We start from the raw sequence: 893 nt of genomic DNA, 5'->3' as shown, positions 1-893 counted from the left end.
GCGGCTCTGGAGCGGGTCGGTCTGGCCGGTTACGAAGATATTCCCTGTTATCAGCTATCGGCCGGTCAACTGCGCCGGGTGGCTCTGGCCCGCCTGTACCTGTCCCGGGCACCGCTTTGGATTCTCGATGAACCCTTTACCGCAATCGACCAGAGAGGGGTCGCGGATCTGGAGCAGCAGCTTCAGCATCACACCCGTCAAGGGGGGCTGGTGATTCTTACGTCCCATCAGGAGGTCCGGCTGCCGGAGCTGCGCCCGCTCAACCTGCTCGATCATCCGCCGCGCGTGGAACAGGAGGCGGGCGATGAGTACTGAGGCCGGTAGCGCCTTTGTCGCCACCCTGAAGCGGGATCTCCTTCTGGCCGGTCGTCACCCTGGCGACTGGATCAATCCGCTGGTCTTTTTCCTGATTGCGATCACCCTGGTACCCCTCGGCGTCGGGCCGGAGGCGGCGCTGCTCGCCGTGCTGGCGCCGGGGATTCTGTGGGTCATGGCGCTGCTCGCGACTCTGTTGTCGCTCGATGGCCTGTTCCGCTCTGACTTTGACGATGGCGCTCTGGAGCAGTGTCTGGTCAGCCCGTCATTGCTCTACCTGACGGTCCTCGCTAAAGTGTTGGCCCACTGGCTGGTCACCGGGTTGCCCCTGACGTTGATGTCACCGCTGCTCGGCTTGATGCTGGCACTGCCGGAGGGCGGTTATGGGGTGCTGTGTCTGTCGCTGATGATTGGCACCATCACCATGAGCCTGATTGGCTCGGTCGGGGCGGCCCTGACCGTATCGCTGCGCCGTGGCGGATTGCTGCTGTCCCTGATCGTGATGCCGCTGTATGTTCCGGTGCTGATTTTCGGCGCCAGCGCCGTCAACGACGCCGCCCTGGGCAATCAGGTGGGGG

Annotated in this window: 2 protein-coding genes; both read left to right on the top strand. The window is 64.1% G+C overall.

The window, feature by feature from the left end; all coding sequences use genetic code 11:
* A partial coding sequence (locus B3187_RS08935) for an ATP-binding cassette domain-containing protein (protein WP_286805863.1) occupies positions 1-315 on the top strand: 315 nt, incomplete at its 5' end.
* The coding region (gene ccmB / locus B3187_RS08930) for a heme exporter protein CcmB (RefSeq protein WP_286805861.1) at positions 305-893 on the top strand (589 nt) is incomplete at its 3' end. The genes B3187_RS08935 and ccmB, both read left to right, overlap by 11 nt.

The organism is Marinimicrobium sp. UBA4209, from assembly GCF_002381585.1.
GTDB classification, from domain to species: Bacteria; Pseudomonadota; Gammaproteobacteria; order Pseudomonadales; family Cellvibrionaceae; genus Marinimicrobium; species Marinimicrobium koreense.
Note: the sequence above shows the minus strand (reverse complement) of the source record. Positions and strands in the feature narration are given on the sequence as shown.